This window comes from Halomonas sp. SIMBA_159 (assembly GCF_046536035.1).
In the GTDB taxonomy this organism is placed as follows: Bacteria; Pseudomonadota; Gammaproteobacteria; order Pseudomonadales; family Halomonadaceae; genus Vreelandella; species Vreelandella venusta_A.
The window spans coordinates 1-273 of the sequence record NZ_JAWJBT010000530.1 but is presented as its reverse complement, the minus strand read 5'-3'; the positions used below and the strand labels follow the sequence as shown (position 1 = coordinate 273).

Sequence of the window (273 nt, the reverse complement as noted above, 5' to 3'; positions counted from 1 at the left end):
CGCGAGGGGTTTGCACGCCACGGCGAGCCGGAGCTTTTGCTACTCTCCTACCACGGCATCCCGCAGCGCTATGCGCATGAAGGCGACGATTACCCGCAGCGCTGCCGCGATACCACTCGTGAGCTTGTTTCTGCGCTCGGCATTTCGCCTGACAAGGTGATGATGACTTTCCAGTCGCGCTTTGGCCGTGAGCCGTGGCTGACTCCCTACACCGATGAAACGCTGAAAATGCTGGCGGAGAAAGGCGTGAAGCACATTCAGGTGATGTGTCCG

At 59.7% G+C, this 273-nt stretch carries 1 protein-coding gene; it reads left to right on the top strand.

Annotation, left to right across the window (positions count from 1 at the left end; genetic code table 11):
* Positions 1–273, top strand: a 273-nt coding sequence (locus R0J87_RS20330; RefSeq protein WP_498888520.1) for a ferrochelatase, incomplete at both ends; no start/stop codon positions are given.